We start from the raw sequence: 15,919 nt of genomic DNA on the forward strand, positions 1-15,919 counted from the left end.
ACGGCAACCCTAAGACTTGATCCGTGATTCACCAGAGGGTGAGTTGTGGGTTGCAGCCGGGGCGGTGTCCGGGCTTTCCCGCGTGGTCACGCTTGGGGCGTGTCTCGTCCGGGGTCGCTCGGGACCGCCGTCCGGCGGTTCGGGGAGCAGAGGTTCCACGGCGTTGCCGTGGGACTGCCGCATGACCAGCACCGCGAACGGTGGTCTGGCTCGGTGCGGTTGACTCCCGCAGGGCTTCTTCCAGCCCTTGTGCGAAAACGATCTGTGCGTGCCGGGACGAGGTGGTGTCCAGGTACGCGGTCTTGGGGTCGTCCACGTCGGCGAAGCGCACGAACGCGGCAAGCGCGGCGGATATGAGGTCGCGCTTCCCGGCGAGGCCGCAGGCGGGGCAGCTGTGCTCGCGGTCCCGCAGGGTTTTGGAGACCCGTTCTCCGCACAGGCAGTGTTGAGACAGGGCGGTGGACCAGGTGGAGGCCCGGACAAGACGGCCGGCCGCGGCCTGGCACTCACGCGCAAGGGCGGCGATGATCTCGCGGGCGACCTGGCGGGCGCGGTGACGTCGGTGCTCTGCCATCGAGGCGGCGCGTTCGGCCTGGCGGGCGCGCTGCTCCCGATAGTTCACCGACAGCCGGTCGCGGCGGAACGCCTGCTTCGGCGCCCCATCGACGCGGGCATCACGGGCAGCACGGGCACCACCGGGCACGCTGACGGCCTTGGGCCCCAGCCCCTTGGCCTCTCGGCGCTCGGCGCGTGTGGCCTGCTTCTTCGACAGACCGTACTGCGCGGTGTTCGTGGCGCGGCGGGAGCGCTCCAAAGCTCGCGCACGGCCGCGCCGCTTCTTCGCTTCCCGTTCCAGCAGCGCCTGTTCCTCGGGGCTGAGTGTGATCTCGGTGGAGGCCGGGGCGCCGTCGGAGGGGTCCAGGCTGGAGGGGAAGGAGACGGCGCAGACGTTGGAGACGTTGCCGTCCACGCCGCCGATCCGGTCCAGGGTGGCGGCCTGCTCGCGCATGGCGCGCACCGAGGGGGCGGTGTAGCCAGGGCCGAGGATCATCAGGTGCGCCTCGTACACCCAGCCGCCCGGCGCGGACGCCTTGCGGCGGCGTACGAGGTCGACCTTGTGCCAGCGGCCGGGATTGGAAAGGAAGTGTTCGACGCGTGCCCACTGGCCGGGCTGCTGCGGGACACGCGCGGGCAGCACTAGGTCACCCCGGCTCCCGTCGGGGCCGCCCGCGAACACCACGGCGAGCGGTCCGGCGTGGTCCCACCAAGTTGCCTTCCGCGCGCCTGGCTTCCCCGACGCGCTGGTTTTGCCCGTGGGCACGGTGCCGGACGGCGCTGCCGGCACTGGCATCCGGCGCGGCTGCTGGACGGTGTGCCGCCCGCCGCCGCTGTAGGCCATGACGTGACCGTGGAGGCTGCCGACGAGGCGGAAGGTCTCCCACTTGCGTTCGGTGGTGTGGGAGCGGGCGCGGCCGGGGATGCGGGTGAAGTCGTGCTAGCGGCCCGTCTTCGGACGGCCGTGCCGCTTGCCTGTGGCGTCCGGGAACAGGTGCCGCTGGACGCCGTTCCACACCTCGTCGGCCATGTGCATGGCCAGGGCCTTGGAGACGTGATGCTTGAGGTGCCCCGAGTCTTCGAGGTGCTTGTACGCGCACCGTTCCAGGGCCTCCCGGGACTTCGGGGCCTTGTTCTTGCCCCGGAACTTCCGCTGCGTCCGGGCAGCCTGCATGACCGTCACCCCCCGTTATTAATCGGTTGCCCTACGACACGCTACGCGAGTAGTCAGCCCTATGAACGGGGTTTACGACCACGGCAATTCCTCGACAGGAAAGGCCTGAAGGCAGCAGCGCCACGACTCAAGGTCACCGTCCGGCACACCTACAACCTCAACAGCAGCCGCGCCGACTTCCCCGCCCCCGTCTACGTCGGCCGCACCCCCCATCGTCTGCACTCACGCGCCACCGTCCCTCCGGGCTCCCCGCCGAGCGGCGGATCCCCTCCTGCGATCATCGGCCGGGGGAGCGGTGGGTGGCGTGGCGGAATAGGCCGGAGGGGTGAATGGTCATACAGGGTGAACCGCCGCAAACATGGAGGTCGTCATGGATGTGCTGGTGCTCATCGGCCGCCTGCTCTTCGTCGGCCTGTTCCTCTCCTCCGGCGTCGCCCATCTGACCAAGACCGGGCCGATGGCCGGATACGCCGCCTCCCGCGGGGTGCCGATGGCCGTCCCGGCCACCGTCGCCGGCGGACTTCTGATCCTGGCCGGCGGGATCAGCGTGGCCGTGGGCCTGTGGGCCGACCTCGGCGCGCTGGCGCTCGCCGCCTTCTGCTTCCCGACGGCCGTGCTGATGCACGGCTTCTGGAAGGACAGCGAGCCGGAGGCCAAGATGATGGAGCGGACGCAGTTCCTGAAGGACACCGCGCTGGGCGGCGCGGCGCTCCTGCTCTTCGCCTTCTTCGCCTACGCCGGCCACGACCTCGGGCTGATGGTCACCGGTCCGGCCCTTTCCATCGGCTGACCGGCGGGAACCGCCCCTTCCGGCCGCCGGCGCCGGCGAGACCGCCCACCTGACCCGGCTGGTACGCAACACCGGGCGCGCGGGCTCCGGCCCGTCGCGGGCCGCTCGAAGTGAGCCCTCGTACAAGGATCTTGACTCGTCTGGCGCGTGTCGAAGCCCGGCCTTGATCGTTTCTTCAGCCGTAACCCTCATATCGGCTGCCGGATCGGGAGGACCGCGGTGACGGCTTGGCAGTACTTCGCCGGGGCGGGGATGGTGGCCGCGCTCTGCCCGCTCCACGGCCACGTGGCGGTCGCGGGCGACGGCCACGGGCGCGGGGCGCGGGTCGACGTGTGCGTGCCGGGCGCGCCGCCGAAGCCGCCCGCGGCGCGGCCGCACGCCACCCCGCCCGCGCCCGCGACTCCGTCGGCCACCCAGCCCGCCGTACGGGTGACGCTGCCCGGCGCCGTACGGCCGACCGTGCGCCACCCCGGCGACGCGCCGGGGCTGCCGGGGCCGGTGCCCGGGCCCGGGGCCCCGGCGCCGGGCGGGCCGGCGCAGCCCCCGCCGCCCGCGCCGGCGGACGCCGCGGAACCGGAGCCGGCTCCCGCCGGGGCTTCCGCCCCGCCCGCGCCCAGGGCCGCCGCGGGGGCGAGGCGCTTCCACGTGCGCCCGTACCACTCGGCGGCCCTGCAGCGGCGCGGCCCGGACGGGCTGAGCACCATGATGCTGATGGTGGTCGTGACCACCCCGGCCGTACTGGCCGCCGCCGCGCTGCGCCCCCGCTCCAAGAGCCGCGGCTGACGCCCGCCGCCCCCTTCACGCAAGCACCGACGCACCCACGCATCCACGCACCCACGCATCACGAACGGGAGATCCCTCGTGTCCGAATGGCTGGTCCTGGCCATTGCCATGGCGCTCGTCTGCGCCCTCGTCCTCGCCATCACCGTGGTCCGGCACCGCCGGGTCGCGGACGACGAGGACACCAGCGAAACCCCCGACGTCATCGAGTACATGACGATGATGGTCGGCGTGGTCTACGCGATCGTCCTGGGCCTGGCCATCGCGGGGGTCTGGGAGGCGCGCGGCGCCGCCGAGGACAGCGTGCGCCGCGAGGCCCAGTCGCTGTACGAGGTCACCCAGCGGGCCGACGTCTACCCGGCGCCCGTCCGCGACCGGATCCGCGGCGAGGTGGACGCGTACGTCTCCCACACCGTCAGCGTGGACTGGCCGCGGCTGGTCTCGGGCCAGGACGCCTCCGCCGAGGGCGGGCAGCTGCTCGGGAAGCTGCGCAGCGACGTCACCCACCAGAGCCCGGCCAACGAACTCCAGGCGCAGGCCTACCAGCCGCTGCTCGACCACATCGCGACCGCCGACGACGCCCGGCACTCGCGCACGCAGAGCGGCGAGTCCACCCTGCCCAGCGTGGTCTGGCTCGGGCTGGTGGTCGGCGGGATCGTCACGATCGGCCTGATCTTCACCCTGCAGATCCGCCGTTCGGGGCGGGAGCTGCTGCTGGCCGGGCTGTTCAGCGCGCTGATCGTGTTCCTGCTGTTCATGGTGTGGAGCTTCGACGCCCCCTTCGGGCGGGAGGGCAACGACTCCGCCGGGCCCTTCCAGGACCTGTTCCCGGCCGTGTCGGTGACGGCCTCCCGCTGAGCGTGCGCGGGGGGCGGTCCCGGCCGGGTCAGCCCCCCGCCGGGGCCGTCTGCCGCCGGACCGCGGCCACCAGCGGCGAGTGCCGCAGGGCGTGGGAGATCCGTACGAGGTCACGCGGCCCCTCGGCCAGGACGAGCACCCGCTCCCCGTCATCGCTCCCCGCGCCCTCCGGGTCGGCGGCGCTGGCCCGTACGGCGGCCGCCACCATCGCCGCGTCCGCGACGGCGCGGGCCGTCTCCTCGTCCGCTCCGGCCGCCCGGGCCCGCTCGTAGGCGGTGTCGCGGTGGCGGCGGTCGAAGGAGGGGCCGAGCCGCAGGAAGCCGTCGTGGATGTCGGACTCCCGCTGGATCACCCGGATCTCGGCCGGGGACCACCAGGACATCCGCACGCAGGGGCTGCCGCTGGGCGCGGTGCTGTGCACCTCGTGCCACAGCGCGCCGAGGCGGCGGTAGGTGCTCCAGGTGTGCCAGCTGTCCGACACGCGCTGGCACACCAGCGGCAGTACGAAGCCCACGGAGCTGACGAGCGCGGCGCCGGAGGCCAGTGGCGGGGCGAGGTAGGTGCTCAGGTAGTCCAGGTCGTGGCCCAGCCAGCGCGCGGCTACCGCGGACATCTTCGCGGCGTCGTAGGCGAGGCTGATGGTGTAGCCCGCGACGATGATCACCAGGCCGGTCCGGAGCCAGCCGCGGACCCGCAGGGACCAGCGCCAGCACATCGACACCATCATCAGCACGGCGGCGTTGTGCGCCAGCAGGTAGGCGGCGATCATCAGCCGGATGTAGGGGGTGTTCGCGTAGTAGGTGTCGAAGTCGCGCAGCCGCTCGACGGGGGCGTCGCCGAGGGCGAAGAGGACGACGATCGCCACGACGACCACGAAGTAGCCCGCGATCCAGCGCTGCGAGGTGCGGCGGATCTCCTCCGCCGGGCCGCCGCGCCAGTTGAACACCAGCACGAGGCAGGAGGCGCTGAAGGCGGTCATCAGGGAGTAGACCAGCGGGGCGGAGACGTTGGGGATGCCGGTCCACCCGTTGACGGCTTCGATGGTGGGCGGGGCGGCGAAGGTGAAGACCGCGCCGGCGAGGACGAGCAGGACACAGACCGACCGCAGGAGCGGATCGCGCCAGTTGGTGCGCAGCGCCGGCACCTTGCACACGAGGGAGACCCCCATGGCGACTGCCGGGATGTAGTAGTCCGGTCCGTTCAACGGTCGTTCCTGTGCCCCCGGTAGCCGAGAGAGGTCTCGATCCGGCCCGCCAGCTCGTCCCGCTGGGCCGGTGGGCGGTGGCCCTTGGAGCCGGCCAGCCAGGTGCGGCACCGGCTGCCCAGCAGGAGGCCGAAGCTCTCGGCCTCCGTCTCCTCCTGGACCTCGGCGCGGGTGCGGGCGGCGACCCGGCGGACCGTCTCGCCGAGGTCGGCCCCGTCGGCCAGCAGACGGGCGGCGACGGCCGCCCCGTCGACGTGGTGGCTGCAGTGGCCCGCCTTCATGTGCCACAGCTCGTGGCCCAGGATGACCAGCTGGTGGTCGGGGGCCGTGCGCTCCTCGATGACCACCAGGTCGCGGTCGGCCATGTCGAGCCACAGGCCGCTGGCGGTCCCCTGCGGGAAGGCGGCCATCCGGAACTCCACCGGGCGCCCGCGGTGTCTGCTCATGCCCTCGCAGAGGGCGGCGTAGAGGTCCACGGGTTCCACGGGGGCGGCCAGCTTGATGCCGGCCACCAGCTCCGCGCACAACCGCCGCTGCGCTCTGCCTATGCTCACCGTTCTCCCCGTCGGCGCGGATCCGGATCAGGACTCAAGGATCAGATCCAGACTTTCGACTGGGTCATGATTCGTTCGGTTTGACGCTTTCGAGAAGCATGTCCAGCCATTCGGTCACCTTGTCCCGGTGCTTGTCGCTGGGCAGTTGGGCGGCGCGCCAGGCGATGCCCCGTACACCGTGGTTCTGCAGGAGTCTTGCCAGCGGATCGCCCGCCGAAGCCACCTCGGCGGGTACGGTCTGCCGCTCGCGCCCCGCGAAGTCCTGGAGCAGCTGCTGCTCAGTGCGCTGGAGGGCGTCCGTGAGGGCGTCGGCGTCATGGGCGGTGAGGAAGCCCGCGTGCACCCCGAAGAACCGCTGGATGGCGTCGCAGTGTTCCATCGTGGGCCGCCGGTCGCCGTTGATCAGGGCGCCCGCCTGCTGCCGGGACATCCCGGCGCCGTCGGCGATCTCCTGCTGCGTGTAGCGGCGGCCGTTGGGTTTGACCCGGGTCCGTCGCAGCAGGTCAAGGCGCTGGAGGAAGCGCGCCTGCAGATCGGGTTCGCCCGCCCGCCGGCCGTCGAGCAGGGTCCTGATCACGTCCGTGGGGACCCCGGAGGCTTCCGAGAGCCGGCGGAGGTCGAAGACCTGGTTCGGGTCGCGGCCCATTTTGTTCGCCAGTTCAGCGACCCGCGTGACGGTCGCTGCCAGGGGCGCGTTGGCCACCGCGACGGGAGCCGGGAAGCCGTCTGTCACCAGTGGTTCTCCTAGATCGCGCGAGGTCAGTGGGCACGTGGTCGGCCTCAGGGAATCTATCCGGTTTGTTTTGGTAGAGCCAGAACTTGCCACAGCTGTGGCGGGAATGAGCTGTCGCTCGGCTGGAATTGCCACAATAGTTGACACTCGAATGAAGTCGGTAGCAGGATCGCCACACGGAAATGAAGATCCAGACCGTTGAGGAGGGGGAGCTCTCGGTGCCACATCTCGCAGCGGTGGGCCCGTCTGATGGCCTCGTCCGAGCCGGTGAGGAGCGCCTGGCGGGCGAGGAGTCCGCCCGCGGCGCAGTGCGGTCGGAGCGGCGCAAGGAGATTTTGCGCCAGCGCCGCGAAGAACTGGGCCTGAGCCAGGAGGACGTCGCGTCGCGGCTGCGCATCAGCGTGCGCGCGTACGGAAACTGGGAGCGCGGGCTCGTCAAGGAGTGGACGGACCGCAAACTCCTCGCCCTGGCCGAGGCCTTGGAGATGAGCGAGCGGCAGTGCTTCTGGCTGTTCCGGGTCATGGTCGACCGGGACCCGCCGCCCACCTGGCGCGCGGCCGAGGAGAACCGGCTGCCCCAGGACCCGGCCCAGCGCGACTACCTGGTCGACTACGCGGCCCTCATGGAGGCCGTGCCCTACCCGAGCTTCCTGGTGGACCACCGGTGGGACGTGGCCCTGACCAACTCGGCCTTCGACCGGCTGTTCCAGTCGGTCCGCCCGCATCCGACGGCCCTGCCGGACGACAACTTCCTGCGCTTCGTGCTGTTCCACCCGGACGCCGCGGCCGTGCTGGAGGACCACGAACCGGCCTGGTGCGTACCGCTCCTGGCCCAGTTCGCGACCGCGCTGGCCGCGGCCCCGGAGGACGAGGGCCTGCGGAGCATCCGTCAGGAGGTGGCCCGTGACCCGTTCATGGAGGCGGCCTACCGGTACGGCGTTCCGCACTGGCTGACCACCCACGGGGAGCTGGCCGCCGAACAGGACGGCGCGGTGCGGACGGTGCGCCACCCCGACCCCGGATGGGGTCTGGTGCGGTGCCGGATGGTGGCGGAATCCAGCCGCATGCTGGAGGGCATGGGCCTCACCCGGATCACCCTGGTGCTGTCGGCCCCGCAGGGTCTGCCGACCGGTCCCGTACGGGGCGGCGCCGGCTTCCCGCAGCAGCAGGGCGCGCGCCTGCGGGCCGTGCCGTCGCTGGGGGAATGACGCCCCGGGGGACACTGGTGCCCTGAAGCGCGTGCCACGGCTCGTGTCAGCGCGGTCCTGCGGCGCGAAACCGTACCGACTGCCTGGTTCGGTCCATGCGGATGCCACGATCCGCGACACCGCGCGGATGCCACGGATCGTGGCGTTCCCGCGGTGGCGCCGGAGTCGTGGCTTCGCCCGTGCCCGGGGCAGCCCCGGGCCGTGGCCGCGGCCACGACGGCGAAGGGCGGTAGGGGCATGCGGTTGACCATCCTCGGCGGGGGCGGATTCCGCGTCCCGCTCGTCTACGGGGCACTGCTCGGCGACCACGCCGAGGGCCGGGTGTCCCATGTGACGCTCTACGACGAGGACCCCGCCCGGCTCACCGCCATGGCCCGGGTCCTCGCGGACCAGGCCGCGGCCGCCGGAGCGGCGGACGCCCCGGCCGTCACCGCCACCGGAAACCTGGACGAGGCCCTGCGCGGGGCCGACTTCGTCTTCTCCGCCATCCGCGTCGGCGGCCTGGAGGGGCGCGCGGCGGACGAGCGGATCGCCCTGGCCGAGGGAGTGCTGGGCCAGGAGACGGTCGGCGCGGGCGGTGTCGCGTACGGCCTGCGGACGGTGCCGGTGGCCCGGGAGATCGCGCGCAGGATCGCCCGCGTCGCCCCCGGGGCCTGGGTCATCAACTTCACCAACCCGGCCGGGGTGGTCACCGAGGCGATGGCCGAGGAGCTGGGCGATCGGGTCATCGGCATCTGCGACTCGCCCGTGGGGCTGGGCCGCCGGATCGCCCGGCTGCTCGGCGCCCGGCCCGGCGAGGCCTGGATCGACTACGTCGGCCTCAACCACCTGGGCTGGGTACGGGGCCTGCGGGTCGGCGGGCGCGACGAGCTGCCCCGGCTGCTGGCCGACACCGGGGCGCTGGAGTCCTTCGAGGAGGGACGGCTCTTCGGCGCCGAATGGCTGCGCTCGCTCGGCGCGATCCCCAACGAGTACCTGCACTACTACTACTTCAACCGTGACACGGTACGCGCCTACCAGGAGGCCAAGCAGACGCGCGGCGCCTTCCTGCGCGACCAGCAGCGCGGCTTCTACGCCGAGGCCGGCCGGCCCGGGCAGGCGCCCGGGGCGGCGCTGGCCGCCTGGGACCGGACCCGGGCGGAGCGCGAGGCCACGTACATGTCCGAGAACCGCGAGGTGGCGGGCGTCGGGGAGCGCGAGGAGAGCGACCTGGAGTCCGGCGGCTACGAGAAGGTGGCCCTCGCGCTGATGCGGGCCATCGCCCGGGACGAGCGGGCCACGCTGATCCTCAACGTCCGCAACGGCTCGACCCTGTCCGTGCTCGACGCGGAGGCGGTCATCGAGGTGCCCTGCCTGGTCGACGCGAACGGCGCCCACCCGGTGGCCGTGGCCCCGCTGCCCCTGCACGCGGTCGGGCTGGTCACCTCGGTGAAGGCGGCGGAGCGGGAGGTGCTGGCCGCCGCGGCGAGCGGCTCGCGGGCGGACGCGGTGAAGGCCTTCGCGCTGCACCCGCTGGTGGACTCCGTGGGGGTGGCCCGCAGGCTGCTGGAGGGATACGCGGCGGAGCATCCGGGCCTGGCCTACCTGCGCTGAACCCCTCCTGCTCGCGAGGCGCCCGGGCTTTCACCCGTACGGCGGCTTGCGGCATGCGGCGCGGTGGGGGCGCTGTGAGAGTGCGAGATGTGACCACTGCCCCCGCCGTCGCCGCGGCGCCACCCGTGCTCGACCGGCGGCGGCGCAACGTCGTCTTCGGAACGATCATGCTGGGCGTGCTGCTGGCCGCGCTCGACCAGACGATCGTGGGCACCGCCCTGCCCACCATCGTGGCGGATCTCGGCGGCGCGGCCCACATGGCCTGGGTGGTGACCTCGTACCTGCTCGCGGAGACCGTCGCGACGGTGCTGGTGGGGAAGTTCGGCGACCTCTTCGGCCGGAAGGTCATCTTCCAGATCTCCGCCGTCATCTTCATCACCGGCTCGTTCCTGTGCGGCCTCGCAGGCAACATGACCCTGCTCATCCTGTGGCGCGGGGTGCAGGGCATCGGGGCCGGCGGCCTGATGGTCACCTCCATGGCACTGATCGCCGACGTGGTGCCGCTGCGCGAACGCGGCAAGTACCAGGGCGCCATCGGAGCCGTCTTCGGCGTCGCCACCGTCATCGGGCCGCTGCTGGGCGGACTGTTCACCGACCACCTGAGCTGGCGCTGGGCCTTCTACGTCAACGTCCCCATCGCCGTCCTGGTGGTCGCGGCGGCCGCCCGGACGATCCCCTCGGTACGGGCCGCCGGCCGGCCCGCCATCGACTACCTGGGCATCGCCCTGGTCGCCGTCGGCTCGAGCGCGCTGATCCTGGCCACGAGCTGGGGCGGCAACGAGTACGCCTGGAGCTCGGCGACGGTCATCGGGCTCTTCGCGGCCGGCGCGCTGGCCCTCGCGCTGTTCTGCCTGGCGGAGACGCGGGCCGCCGAACCCATGCTGCCCATGCGGCTCTTCCGCAACCCCGTCTTCACGGTGTGCTCGGTGCTCAGCTTCGTCGTCGGCTTCGCCATGCTCGGCGCGATGACCTTCCTGCCGACCTACCTCCAGTACGTGGACGGGGACTCGGCCACCCTGTCGGGCGTACGGACACTGCCGCTGGTCATCGGCCTGCTGATCGCGTCCGTCTTCAGCGGCAACGTCACCAGCAAGACCGGCCGCTACCGGATCTTCCCGATCGCCGGCTGCGCGGTGATGGGCGCCGGACTGTACCTGCTCTCGCTGATGGGGCGCGGCACCGGCGGCTGGCTGGAATCGCTGTACATGTTCGTCCTCGGCGCCGGCATCGGCCTGTGCATGCAGGTGCTCACCATCGCGGTGCAGAACACCGTGGACTACGCCGACCTCGGCACGGCGACCTCCGGCGTCACCTTCTTCCGTACGCTCGGCAGCGCCTTCGGGGCCGCGGTCTTCGGGACGATCTACGCCAACAGCCTGAAGCCCGAACTCGCCGCCGGAGTCGCCGAGGCCGCCCGGGCCACCGGCGCCGACCCGGCGCGCCTCGGCGCCGCCGCGCAGAGCCCGCAGGGGGTGCACGGGCTCGACCCGGCCGAGGCGGGCCCGGTCATCGACGCGTACGCCGACGCCCTGCACACGGTGTTCCTGTGGACGGTGCCGGTGGCGGTCGTCGGCTTCGTCGTCGCGCTCTTCCTCAAGCAGGTCCGGCTGCGCGACAGCGCCCGGGCGGGCTCGACCGACATCGGCGACGGCTTCGCCTCGCCCGCCACGGCCTCGGGGGACTCGGCCAAGCTCCTGGAGCTGGCGGTGGGCAAGCTCGTACGGAACATGGGGCCCGACACGGCACGGGCCATCGTCCACGCCTCCGACACGCGCCTGGACATGGCGGGCGCGTGGGCGGTGATGCAGGTGGACCTGCTGACCCGGACCGTGGGGCACGCCAGGCTGGGACTGATCGCGTCCCGGCTGTCGCTGCCGCCGGAGGTGCTGCTCCCGGTCTTCGACCGGATGGTGGAGGAGGGCTTCCTGACGCGGCAGAACGGCTTCTTCGCGCACACCGCGGCGGGGGAGCGCGAGGCCGCGGTGATCTCGCGGGCCTGGGCGGACTGGCTGGGCGACCGGCTGGAGCAGGACCGCGGCCGGCCGCGCAGCGAGGAGCTGCGGGCGGCGGCGGACGCGATCGCCAAGCGACTGCTGGCGGAGGACCTGGGCGAGGGCAACTTCGCGCCGCGGCAGGTGCTGCGGGGGTCCTAGCGGTCCTAGCGGGTCTGGCGGGTCTGGCGGGTCTGGCGGGTCTCGCGGGGGGTGGGGTAGTCGTGCGAGGGGACGCGTGGCAGGGAGGTGAGGTCGGGGCGCCAGGCGCGCAGGACGGCCGCCGAGGGCGCGTAGAGGGCGTCGGGGATCGAGTCCGGGGCGAACCACCGCCAGCGGGCGATCTTGTGCGGCTCGGTGACGGCCGGGCTGCCCTCGGCCGAGCGGGTGAGGGCGGCCGCCGTCAGACGGGTCGTGCCATGCCCCGCGTAGAGCTGGACCGCCAGCACCTCGATGCCCCCGGGGTCGGCCCGCAGGTCCGTCTCCTCGGCCAGCTCCCGGGCGGCGGCCTGCTCGAAGTTCTCCCCGGGGTCGACCTTGCCGCCGGGCAGCTCCCAGCGGCCGTCGTGCGCCTGGCCCAGCAGCACGCGGCCGTCGGGGCCGAGCACGATCAGCCCGACGCCGACGATGGCGTGGGGCTGGGGGACGACCCGGACGGGTTCGGTGCCAGGTCCGATGTCGTGTTCCGTAGCCATGGGTTCATTTGCCGGTCCGGCGGCGAGGCCTGTCAAGCGGTGTCCAGGGCCGCAGGCGCCCTCGGACGCGTGTGCGAGTTTCGGCCAGGGTCCGCGGGCGCAGGCTCTGGGCGGTCTGATCGTCGTACCGTACGTCGGCTCGGGGGGACGCAATGGCACATGTGCTGGTCATGGGCGGAGGGGTCGCGGGTCTGGCGACCGCCCTCCTCGCCGCCCGCCGGGGACACACCGCCGAACTGTTCGAACGCGACACCCGCGCCCCCGGCACCGCCCTCGACCGCGACTTCTTCGGCTGGCGCCGCCCGGCCGTACCGCAGGCCGCCCAGCCGCACGCCCTGCTCGGGGCCGCCCGCACCCTGCTGCGCACCGAGCTGCCCGACGTCCACGCCGAGATGCTGCGGCTCGGCGCCCGCGAACGGCACGAGCTGGACTGGTTCGACGTACGGCCGCCCGCGCGGCCAGGCGACGAGGACCTGGTCATGCTCCAGGCCCGCCGCATCGTGCTGGAGAGCGCACTGGCCACTGCCCTGCGCGCGGAGCCGGGCGTGGTGCTGCGGTACGGGGAACCGGTCACCGGGCTCACCACGCTCACGGGGGCCGGGCCGGGGGCGGAGCCCGGCGTCCGGGTCGTCGGGGTGAGCACGCGCGAGGGCGCGTACGAGGGCGACCTCGTCGTGGACGCGGGGGGCCGGCGCGGCGGCGCCGAGCGCTGGCTGGCCGCGGCCGGCTGCCGCCCGGGCGCCGTCGAACGGCACCGCACGGGCCTCGCGTACTTCTGCCGCTGGTACCGGCTGCCCGCCGGGATGGAGGAGGGGCCGCGCCGGCCCTGGACGGTGACCGGCGGCGGCTTCGCCGGCTGCGCCGTCTTCCCGGCCGACAACCGGGTCTTCGCCGTGACCCTGTTCGTGCACACCGACGACCCCACCCGCGCGGCCCTGCGCGACCCGGCCGTCTTCGAAGCCGCCGCCCGGGCCTTTCCGCCCGGCGCGGCCTGGCTGGAACTGGGGGCGGCGCCGCTGTCGGGGGTACTGGCCACCGCGAGCCTCGACAACCGGTGGAGCCCCCTGGCCGACGGGCGGGGCCCGGTGGTGAGCGGAATGGTCCCCGTCGGGGACGCCCTCACCCACACCAACCCCACCCTGGGGCAGGGAACCGCCCTCGCCCTCTGGGCCGCCCGGCGGGTGGCGGGGACGGCCCGTCAGGCCCCCGGAGCCCCGGCCTTCGCCGCCGGGTACCACGACTGGGCGCTGCGCACGCTCAAGCCGTGGTTCGACTTCCAGGTCGTCGCCGACACGGCCATCGGGGAGCGCTTCGCCGCACGGGCGGGGCGTACGGGCCCGGCGCGCGCGGTGGCCGCGCTCTTCGAGTGCGCCCTGGAGGACCCGGAGGTGATGCGGGCGCGGGCCAGGGTCCGGCACCTGGCCGAACCGCCCGAGCGCGCCTACGCGGACCCCGCGGTCCGGGCCAGGGTCACGCGCTGGCTCGCGGCCCACCCCGGCTACACCCCGAACGCGGTGGGGCCGGACCGCGAACAGTGGGAGCGGCTCACCGCGCCGCCCGGCCGGCCCGGCAGTCACCCGGGGCTGCCCAGCACCTCGGCCAGCTCATAGCCGACGACCTCCTCCAGCTGGGCGTACGTACAGCTTTCCGGGGTCCGGTCGGGGCGCCAGCGGGCGAACTGGGCGGTGTGGCGGAAGCGGTCGCCCTCCAGGTGGTCGTACTTCACCTCGCAGACGCGTTCGGGGCGCAGGGGTACCCAGGAGAGGTCCTTCTTGCCCGTCCAGCGGCTCTGCGCGCCGGGGAGCCGGGCGCTCTCGTGCGCCGACTCCTCGGCCCAGGCGGCCCAGGGGTGGCCTTCGGGATCCGCCATGCGCAGCGGTTCGAGCTCCTCGACCAGTTCGGCGCGGCGCTTCATGGGGAAGGCGGCGCAGACGCCCACGTGCTGGAGCGCGCCGTGGTCGTCGTACAGGCCGAGGAGCAGCGATCCGACAATCGGACCGCTCTTGTGGAAACGGAAACCGGCGAGGACGACATCGGCCGTACGCTCGTGCTTGATCTTGAACATGAGGCGGGCATCGGGCCGGTAGGGGAGGTCGAGGGGTTTCGCGACGACCCCGTCGAGTCCGGCGCCTTCGAACCGTTCGAACCACTCCCGCGCGAGCGCGGGGTCGGTGGTGGCGGGCGCGAGATGCACGGGGGGCCGAGCGGTGGAGAGGGCGTGGACCAGGGCGGTACGGCGGTCGGCGAGCGGGGTGTCGAGGAGGGACTCGTCGCCGAGCGCGAGCAGATCGAAGGCGATGAAGCTCGCCGGAGTGGTCTCGGCGAGGAGTTTCACGCGGGAGGCGGCGGGGTGGATCCGCTCGGTCAGCCGGTCGAAGTCGAGCCGGCCGCCGTGGACGATCACGATCTCCCCGTCCACCACGCAGCGGGGCGGCAGATTCTCCTTCAGGGCCGCCACCAGCTCGGGGAAGTACCTGGTCAGGGTCTTCCCGGTGCGGCTTCCGATCTCCACCTCGTCGCCGTCGCGGTGCACGATCGCCCGGAAACCGTCCCACTTGGCCTCGTACTGCATGCCCGGCGGGATCTTGCCCACGGACTTGGCGAGCATCGGTTTCACGGGCGGCATGACCGGCAGATCCATACACAGGATTCTGCGGTGGTACGTCCGGGCCCGCCCGGTATGCGCGCCCGGGCGCGCACGCCTACCGTGGCGCACATGGGTGCTGCGGGTGGTGCGATCGAGCTCGAGGCCGGCGGGCGGACGGTGCGGCTGTCCAGCCCGGACAAGGTGTACTTCCCGGAGCGCGGCCTCACCAAGCGGGACGTCGCCGAGTACTACCTGGCCGTCGCCGACGGGATCACCCGCGCCCTGCGCGACCGCCCCACCACCCTGGAGCGGTACCCGGACGGGGTGGAGGGGGAGTCCTTCTTCCAGAAGCGCGCCCCGAAGAACCTGCCCGACTGGATCCCGACCGCGCACATCGCCTTCCCCAGCGGCCGCACGGCGGACGAGATCTGCCCGACCGAGCCGGCCGCCGTCCTGTGGGCCGCCAATCTGGGCTGCCTGACCTTCCACCCCTGGCCGGTGCGCCGCGAGGACACCGACCGGCCGGACGAACTGCGCATCGACCTGGACCCGCAGCCGGGCACCGACTACCACCACGCGGTGGCGGCCGCGCACGAACTGCGGGCCCTGCTGGAGGAGCTGGGGCTGCGCGGCTGGCCCAAGACCTCGGGCGGCCGGGGCCTGCACGTGTTCGTGCCGATCGCGCCGCGCTGGACCTTCACCGAGGTCCGCCGGTGCGCGATCGCCCTGGGCCGGGAGCTGGAGCGGCGGATGCCGGGCAAGGTCACCACGGCCTGGTGGAAGGAGGAGCGCGGCGAGCGGATCTTCGTCGACTACAACCAGACGGCGCGCGACCGGACCATCGCCTCGGCCTACTCCGTCCGCCCCCGCCCGCACGCCCCGGTCTCGGCGCCGCTGCGCTGGGACGAGGTGGACGACGCGGAGCCGCGCGACTTCGACATCGTGACGATGCCGGCGCGCTTCGCCGAGCTGGGCGATCTGCACGCCGACATGGACGAGCACGCCTTCAGCCTGGACGCCGTACTGGAACTGGCCGCCCGCGACGAACACGAGCACGGCCTGGGGGACATGCCCTACCCCCCGGACTACCCGAAGATGCCGGGCGAACCCAAGCGCGTCCAGCCGAGCCGCGCCAAGCACGAGGACGTGTGAGCAGGGTGCTGTCAGTGCCGGGTGCGATGCTGGGGGAGGGCCGTG

General features: G+C 73.1%; 15 protein-coding genes. 8 read left to right on the forward strand and 7 right to left on the reverse strand.

Features of this window, described 5'->3' with window-relative positions:
• Positions 1 to 28 precede the first annotated feature (28 nt).
• Together OOK34_RS33485 and OOK34_RS33490 are read right to left on the reverse strand one after the other, a co-directional pair.
• Entirely contained in the window at positions 29 to 1,399 is a 1,371-nt protein-coding gene (locus OOK34_RS33485; RefSeq protein ID WP_267037929.1) for a hypothetical protein, read from the reverse strand.
• A 96-nt stretch (positions 1,400 to 1,495) separates the two neighbouring features.
• Positions 1,496 to 1,729, reverse strand: coding sequence for a hypothetical protein (locus OOK34_RS33490; RefSeq protein WP_267037930.1), 234 nt, complete (start codon positions 1,727 to 1,729; stop codon positions 1,496 to 1,498).
• A gap of 370 nt (positions 1,730 to 2,099) precedes the next feature.
• On the opposite strand from OOK34_RS33490, the gene OOK34_RS33495 reads away from it, so the two are divergent.
• From OOK34_RS33495 to OOK34_RS33505, 3 genes are all read left to right on the forward strand, one after another.
• Positions 2,100 to 2,519 (forward strand): DoxX family protein, encoded by a 420-nt coding sequence (locus OOK34_RS33495; protein ID WP_267037931.1) that lies wholly within the window; start codon positions 2,100 to 2,102, stop codon positions 2,517 to 2,519.
• Positions 2,520 to 2,738: 219 nt separating this feature from the next.
• Complete coding sequence (locus OOK34_RS33500) at positions 2,739 to 3,302, forward strand: hypothetical protein (protein ID WP_267037932.1); 564 nt, start codon at positions 2,739 to 2,741, stop codon at positions 3,300 to 3,302.
• 78 nt (positions 3,303 to 3,380) lie between these two features.
• The gene (locus OOK34_RS33505; RefSeq protein ID WP_267037933.1) at positions 3,381 to 4,157 is read left to right on the forward strand and encodes a DUF4239 domain-containing protein; all 777 of its coding nucleotides are present in this window, start codon (positions 3,381 to 3,383) and stop codon (positions 4,155 to 4,157) included.
• A 28-nt stretch (positions 4,158 to 4,185) separates the two neighbouring features.
• Here the strand turns inward: OOK34_RS33505 and OOK34_RS33510 are convergent, their stop codons facing one another.
• From OOK34_RS33510 to OOK34_RS33520, 3 genes are all read right to left on the reverse strand, one after another.
• Positions 4,186 to 5,361: an MAB_1171c family putative transporter gene (locus OOK34_RS33510; RefSeq protein ID WP_267037934.1), complete on the reverse strand. Its 1,176-nt coding sequence runs from the start codon at positions 5,359 to 5,361 to the stop codon at positions 4,186 to 4,188.
• On the reverse strand, positions 5,358 to 5,915 hold the full coding sequence (locus tag OOK34_RS33515) for a toxin-antitoxin system, toxin component (protein ID WP_267037935.1): 558 nt from the start codon (positions 5,913 to 5,915) through the stop codon (positions 5,358 to 5,360). The genes OOK34_RS33510 and OOK34_RS33515 overlap by 4 nt, the downstream gene beginning before the upstream one ends.
• 64 nt (positions 5,916 to 5,979) lie before the next feature.
• Entirely contained in the window at positions 5,980 to 6,648 is a 669-nt protein-coding gene (locus OOK34_RS33520) for a helix-turn-helix transcriptional regulator (protein ID WP_267037936.1), read from the reverse strand.
• Positions 6,649 to 6,866: 218 nt separating this feature from the next.
• Between OOK34_RS33520 and OOK34_RS33525 the strand changes: the two genes are divergently transcribed.
• The 3 genes from OOK34_RS33525 (at position 6,867) to OOK34_RS33535 (ending at position 11,602) form a co-directional block, all read left to right on the forward strand.
• The gene (locus tag OOK34_RS33525) at positions 6,867 to 7,856 is read left to right on the forward strand and encodes a helix-turn-helix domain-containing protein (protein WP_267037937.1); all 990 of its coding nucleotides are present in this window, start codon (positions 6,867 to 6,869) and stop codon (positions 7,854 to 7,856) included.
• A gap of 237 nt (positions 7,857 to 8,093) precedes the next feature.
• Positions 8,094 to 9,449 (forward strand): 6-phospho-beta-glucosidase, encoded by a 1,356-nt coding sequence (locus tag OOK34_RS33530; protein WP_267037938.1) that lies wholly within the window; start codon positions 8,094 to 8,096, stop codon positions 9,447 to 9,449.
• A 53-nt stretch (positions 9,450 to 9,502) separates the two neighbouring features.
• Entirely contained in the window at positions 9,503 to 11,602 is a 2,100-nt protein-coding gene (locus OOK34_RS33535) for a DHA2 family efflux MFS transporter permease subunit (protein ID WP_267037939.1), read from the forward strand.
• A 5-nt stretch (positions 11,603 to 11,607) separates the two neighbouring features.
• Here the strand turns inward: OOK34_RS33535 and OOK34_RS33540 are convergent, their stop codons facing one another.
• Positions 11,608 to 12,135 (reverse strand): NUDIX hydrolase, encoded by a 528-nt coding sequence (locus OOK34_RS33540; protein ID WP_267037940.1) that lies wholly within the window; start codon positions 12,133 to 12,135, stop codon positions 11,608 to 11,610.
• A 152-nt stretch (positions 12,136 to 12,287) separates the two neighbouring features.
• Here OOK34_RS33540 and OOK34_RS33545 point away from each other — a divergent pair, with 152 nt between their 5' ends.
• On the forward strand, positions 12,288 to 13,745 hold the full coding sequence (locus OOK34_RS33545) for an NAD(P)/FAD-dependent oxidoreductase (RefSeq protein ID WP_267037941.1): 1,458 nt from the start codon (positions 12,288 to 12,290) through the stop codon (positions 13,743 to 13,745).
• Here the strand turns inward: OOK34_RS33545 and OOK34_RS33550 are convergent.
• Entirely contained in the window at positions 13,709 to 14,776 is a 1,068-nt protein-coding gene (locus tag OOK34_RS33550; RefSeq protein ID WP_267037942.1) for an ATP-dependent DNA ligase, read from the reverse strand. The two genes, OOK34_RS33545 and OOK34_RS33550, sit on opposite strands and share 37 nt — an antisense overlap.
• Positions 14,777 to 14,851: 75 nt before the next feature.
• Here OOK34_RS33550 and ligD point away from each other — a divergent pair, with 75 nt between their 5' ends.
• Positions 14,852 to 15,874, forward strand: a complete 1,023-nt coding sequence (ligD, locus tag OOK34_RS33555) for a non-homologous end-joining DNA ligase (RefSeq protein ID WP_267037943.1) — start codon at positions 14,852 to 14,854, stop codon at positions 15,872 to 15,874.
• The last annotated feature ends 45 nt before the right edge of the window (positions 15,875 to 15,919 follow it).

Origin of the sequence: Streptomyces sp. NBC_00091 (genome assembly GCF_026343185.1) — a bacterium.
Taxonomy (GTDB): domain Bacteria; phylum Actinomycetota; class Actinomycetes; order Streptomycetales; family Streptomycetaceae; genus Streptomyces.

Excerpts from the sequence above, each read along its gene's own strand:
- OOK34_RS33485 (WP_267037929.1), bottom strand. The coding sequence starts at position 1,399 with ATGGCCTACAGCGGCGGCGGGCGGCACACCGTCCAGCAGCCGCGCCGG.
- OOK34_RS33490 (WP_267037930.1), bottom strand. The coding sequence starts at position 1,729 with ATGCAGGCTGCCCGGACGCAGCGGAAGTTCCGGGGCAAGAACAAGGCC.
- OOK34_RS33495 (WP_267037931.1), top strand. The coding sequence starts at position 2,100 with ATGGATGTGCTGGTGCTCATCGGCCGCCTGCTCTTCGTCGGCCTGTTC.
- OOK34_RS33530 (WP_267037938.1), top strand. The coding sequence starts at position 8,094 with ATGCGGTTGACCATCCTCGGCGGGGGCGGATTCCGCGTCCCGCTCGTC.
- OOK34_RS33535 (WP_267037939.1), top strand. The coding sequence starts at position 9,503 with ATGCGGCGCGGTGGGGGCGCTGTGAGAGTGCGAGATGTGACCACTGCC.
- OOK34_RS33540 (WP_267037940.1), bottom strand. The coding sequence starts at position 12,135 with ATGGCTACGGAACACGACATCGGACCTGGCACCGAACCCGTCCGGGTC.
- OOK34_RS33545 (WP_267037941.1), top strand. The coding sequence starts at position 12,288 with ATGGCACATGTGCTGGTCATGGGCGGAGGGGTCGCGGGTCTGGCGACC.
- OOK34_RS33550 (WP_267037942.1), bottom strand. The coding sequence starts at position 14,776 with ATGGATCTGCCGGTCATGCCGCCCGTGAAACCGATGCTCGCCAAGTCC.
- ligD (WP_267037943.1), top strand. The coding sequence starts at position 14,852 with ATGGGTGCTGCGGGTGGTGCGATCGAGCTCGAGGCCGGCGGGCGGACG.